A 4,625-nucleotide genomic window follows, 5' to 3' on the forward strand; every position below is an offset into this window, starting at 1 on the left:
GCCCCCGCCCCGGGGCGGGGGCAGAAACGGTTCTCCTGTGGGGGGAGCGAGCATTTTTCACGTCAACAGAGCTACGGGGAAAGCGGCGAAGACGGCTGCTGCGGCCTGCGTCATGATGCTGACCGCTTCCTGTACCTCGCAGAGCAGCCACCACGAAAGCAAGGAACCGGTCTACTTCCAGAGCCTTGTCAGCCAGGTCAACGGCCTGTATTACCACCCCTTCCTGCGGGAGGAGCGTGGCAGTGCAGAAGCCCAGTTCTACGCGCTGCGCACCCTGGAGGAGACCGGCGCGAAACCGAGGGTCACGGTGGGAGCCGAGACCGTCGCAGCGCTGCGCTCCGATGCGGTCGAAGCGTCCGCACTGTGGGGAAGGTACTGGCTTGTCCCTCTGCACGACGCCGGGGTGTCGGGGGTACTGGGACCGGGCGATACGCGGAACGTGGAGAAACTGCGGACCGGCGGCGGATGGTATGAAGACCCCTCTCTCGACAGGGAGAGCGACGAAGGGCGTCTGAGCGCCACCTGGGCGGCGCTGGAGGTGGAGGCGGCCACCGGCTCTCTGGGGAAGCTTCCGGCGGCCGAAAAAGCGGCTACGGTCGGCTGGTTGGGTCGACTGGCAGGCGGCAGGCGGCCATTGGACAACGCCGCTGCCCTGGCACGCTGCCTTCACCTGCTCGGCGAGCCCGTCCCCGCCTCCCTGACGTCGGTGGCGGCTCCGGACGCGAGCGGGTTCACCACGCGGTCGGGCGAGGAACGCGCCGCCCTGCTGGAGGACACCTACAACTATGTACTCCTTCAGGAGTCGGCCGGCAAGAAGCCGCACCTGGACCGTGGGACATGGCAGCAGGCCTTGACCCACAACGCGGAAAGCCTCGACTACGAGCAGCTCTACGACCTGGTGCACATTCTGCGTGCCGCCGGCAGCCCCAAGGGGGCGTTCTCCGCGGTCACCGGCCGTCTTGAGCGGGAGCGTATGCAGGATGGAACGGTCCGCGACCCGTCCTCCTACCTGGGCACGCCCGACGCGTCGCTGTTCGTGCAGCGACTGCGAGACGTGGCCGGATGGCGTGTGCGGGACAAGCGTCTCCTGCGCGCCGTCGAGGAGCAGGCCAACACCCCGGATGCGCCCCGCGATGGCGCTGCGCGGCTGAGCATGGCCGCGCTGAAGCACAGCGCCGGCGGTGCGGCCCTCTCCGATCAGGAGGCCGCACTGTGCAGGGATCCGTCGACGGTGCCGGATACGGTCACCGCTGACAACGTGGTGAACTGGCAGCGTGCAGTCTGGAACTGCGCGGAGTCCGGCGTGCCGACAAAAGCTCCCTCCGTCAATCGCTGGAGCGTTGATGACCTGGAGAACGCGCAGGCGACTGCCACGCTGGTGGTCGGCCTCCATCAGGCCGGTCAGGAGGATCAGATACCTGGCTGGCTGACCGCGGATGCGCTCAGGCGATGGGTAGACAACCCGGGCCCCCGTGCAAACGTCTATGATCACGCGCTGATCGTCCGCGCATATCTGCTGCTCGGCGGCCACGCCGACGAGTCCGTCGTGAAACAACTGGCCCGTCAGTTCAGGGCACACCGGGGCTGTCCGGGGCTTCCCGGCCTGTACCGGCCCGACAGCGAGCCGGCCTGCGACCTGAAGACGACGTGGGCGGTGTGGGAACTGGACAAGGCACTGGACAGGAAGCTGGGAGCCCTCCCCTCGTAGGGCTGGGATCCCTGAGACAGAAAGTGAGCGGAACCTCCTTGAGCACACTGCTGACGGCAAGCGGGGTGGGCAAGTCCTATACCCTGCGCGGCCAGCGGGTCGACGTCCTCAAAGACATCGATCTCGCTGTCGTGCCAGGGTGTGTCACTGCGCTCGTCGGACACTCGGGATCGGGCAAGTCCACCCTCTTACACATTCTCGGGCTGCTGACGAAACCCGACGTCGGCCGTGTGGTCTTGGAGGGCCGCGATACCAGTGGCCTTGCGGACAGCGCGCTTGCGGACCTGCGGCGCCGACGTCTGGGGTTCGTCTTCCAGTCATACAACCTGCTGCCGCAGCACAGCGCGCTGCGCAACGTCCTGCTTCCGTTCACCGGCAAGCGCAGGGAGGGAGAGGCGCGGGCACGCAGCCTGCTGGAGCGTGTGGGGTTGGCAGACCGGTGCGAGCACCGGCCCAGTGAGCTGTCCGGTGGCGAACAGCAGCGTGTGGCGCTGGCCCGAGCGCTGGTCAACGATCCACCGCTCCTGCTGGCCGACGAACCCACCGGAAACCTGGACACCGAGAGCGAGGCCCTGCTGCTGGGTCTGTTCAGGGAGTTGGCGGATGACGGGCGGGGGGTGCTGGTCGTCACGCACAACCAGGCAGTGGCCGATGCGGCCGACGTCGTTCACCGACTGGGACAGGGCGCGGCTCTTTCGACACAGGACGACACGAACGGCCGCACCTGGGCGCGCACCCAGGGTTCGCAGGAGGGCAAGCTGTGAACCTGCTTCGGATGGCGTGGTGGAACGTGCAGGCGCTGCGCGGGCGGCTTCTGGGCCTGGTGACCATGGTCGCGGTCGCCGGCGCGGTGTGCATGAGCGCGATCGGGATCGCCTCGAATGCTCAGGGGTCGACGACCAGCCAGGTCGGGGAGTCGACGGCGAACCGGTCCGTCACCGTCGACTCGCCGGGCGAGCGTCCTGATGCGGCCCAGCTCACAGAGGCGACGGAAAAGCGCCTGGCGAAGATCGCTCACGTGGAGTCGGTCCAGCACAGGCTTCAGGTGTCCATGCCGGTACGGGACAACCCCGAGGGCGCCGATCTGCTGTATGCGACGACCTACCGCGAGGCGCTGGCGCCCCCGGTGGTCAAGTCGGTCCGCAAGCATCTGTTCCCGCTGCGCCGTGGAGAAGTGGTCTTTCCCGCCTCCACACACGGGGTGGACCTGTCGTCGATGATGGGCAGGACAGTGACGGTGGACGCGCACCGGTATGTGCGGCCCGGCGTGGGGGACACGGTCAGTGACCGGGTGAAGGTCGTGGGTCTGTACAACCCGAGCTGGCAGTTCGACGGCCCGGACACCGCATACGCGGACGATGCGAGCGTAGTGAAATGGGCAGCGGCTGCGGCCGGTAAGACGACCGGCGACTACCTGCGCACTTCGGGCTGGAACCAACTGACGGTCGTGGTCGACAGTGCCTCTCACGTGCCGGGCGTGCTCGAGGCCGTACAGGACATGAACTATCCGGCCGTCACCTTGCAGCAGCAGCTTCAGGCCCTTCCCGGAGTGCTGGAGCTGGTCAGACTGACCGGGAACGTACTGCTCGGCGTTCTGGGTGTGCTGGCCTTCACAGGTGCGGTCACGGTGACGGGTGCGCTGGGACGGCAGCGGGCCCAGGAGGTGGGCATCCTCAAGGCAGTCGGTTTCCGTTCCCGGTCGGTGATGGGGATGCTCGTGGCGGAAATGGCGATCGCCGGGGTAGTGGCGGCTGCGGTCGGTCTGGTACTGGCGGTGGGCGCCTCGGGTGCGGCGGCGGCCGGTCTTCGGCGTATCGGCGACGTCGCCCCGTATGTGCACGACACGGTGCCGCTTCCGGGAGCGTCGACTCTGATCCTCCTGTCGCTGGCGACCGTTGTCGTCGTGGCAGCCGGAGCCGTGCTCCCGGCGCGCCGTGCCGCGCGCATGTCCCCTACTGATGCAATGAAGGACTGGTGATCCCTGTGATGCGGCGCAGGACGTCGTACGTCGCGCTCGCGCTGTCTGCCGCCCTTGTGGCGTCCTGTTCCAGTTCCGACGATGTGAAGCTGGGAACGGACTGGAAGGGATCGCAGACCTTTGTGACCGCGAGCGTGTCCGGGAAAACCGTGGTGGTCGGCATCAATCCGGAAGCCCACCACGCTCAGGCGCTGGCCGTGGTGCCGAAGAAGGACGGTGACGACGACGTGCTGGCGCCTCAGCTCGTGCGGTTCGCCGACGGAAGGTGGTGGCTGTCGACGCCCCGCAAGGGGGAGAGTCCGGACCGGTTGTTCATGCTGAACACCGCCCAGCACACCCTGGACGACAAGGGCGACACGGATCGACTGCGTGAACTCGTGCCGGGTAAGAGCCTGGTCGCGGCCGTCTACGGTGCCTCCGGAAGCGACCAGGACGCTGCCACGACGGGCAGGCAGTCCACCAGCGTGCTGGTACGGGATGCGAAGACCTGGAAGAAAGTCCGCGAGGTACGGGTACCGCAAGCCGTCACGCTGACGGCGTCCGATCCGTCCAGCGACACAGTGTGCCTGGCCACCGGACAGGGATCCGGCACGAAGGTGAGCGTGCTCGACCTCACCACCGGCAGGACCAGGCCGGTCGGCGGCACCGGTGGCGTGCAGGTGCAGCAGATGGCATGCCCGGCAGGCACCCCGGTCCTGGCCGGCGCCCCCGCCGGGGGCAGCCAGGGATCCACGGTGAAGGTGACCCTCAAACACGCGGACAAGGCGACAGTGGTGAGCGCAGTCGGCGGACGGGTCGATGCGGTGGACGCGACCCAGGACACCGTCGTGGTCGCGGTGAACCGCGGGCAGGACAGCGATCTGATCGAGCTGGATCGCGCCAGCGGGCGTGAACTGCGGCGCGTGGCAGTCAAGGGCATGGACAACTCGTTCCTGCTGC

General features: G+C 67.8%; 4 protein-coding genes. All 4 read left to right on the forward strand.

Annotation, left to right across the window (positions count from 1 at the left end; genetic code table 11):
* Positions 1–112 precede the first annotated feature (112 nt).
* Positions 113–1,708: a hypothetical protein gene (locus BIV24_RS28280; RefSeq protein WP_071369310.1), complete on the forward strand. Its 1,596-nt coding sequence runs from the start codon at positions 113–115 to the stop codon at positions 1,706–1,708.
* Positions 1,709–1,746: 38 nt separating this feature from the next.
* Entirely contained in the window at positions 1,747–2,472 is a 726-nt protein-coding gene (locus BIV24_RS28285; protein WP_071369313.1) for an ABC transporter ATP-binding protein, read from the forward strand.
* Positions 2,469–3,686 carry an ABC transporter permease gene (locus BIV24_RS28290; RefSeq protein WP_071369311.1) on the forward strand — a complete coding sequence of 406 codons (1,218 nt, stop codon included), beginning with the start codon at positions 2,469–2,471 and terminating at the stop codon, positions 3,684–3,686. Before BIV24_RS28285 ends, BIV24_RS28290 begins: the two co-directional genes overlap by 4 nt.
* Positions 3,683–4,625, forward strand: a 943-nt coding sequence (locus BIV24_RS28295; protein WP_071369312.1) for a hypothetical protein, incomplete at its 3' end; no start/stop codon positions are given. The genes BIV24_RS28290 and BIV24_RS28295, both read left to right, overlap by 4 nt.

It is taken from the genome of Streptomyces colonosanans (assembly GCF_001866645.1).
GTDB classification, from domain to species: domain Bacteria; phylum Actinomycetota; class Actinomycetes; order Streptomycetales; family Streptomycetaceae; genus Streptomyces; species Streptomyces colonosanans.

Bases quoted from the DNA above. Each gene is read 5' to 3' on its own strand.
- BIV24_RS28280 (WP_071369310.1), top strand. From the start codon at position 113: ATGATGCTGACCGCTTCCTGTACCTCGCAGAGCAGCCACCACGAAAGC.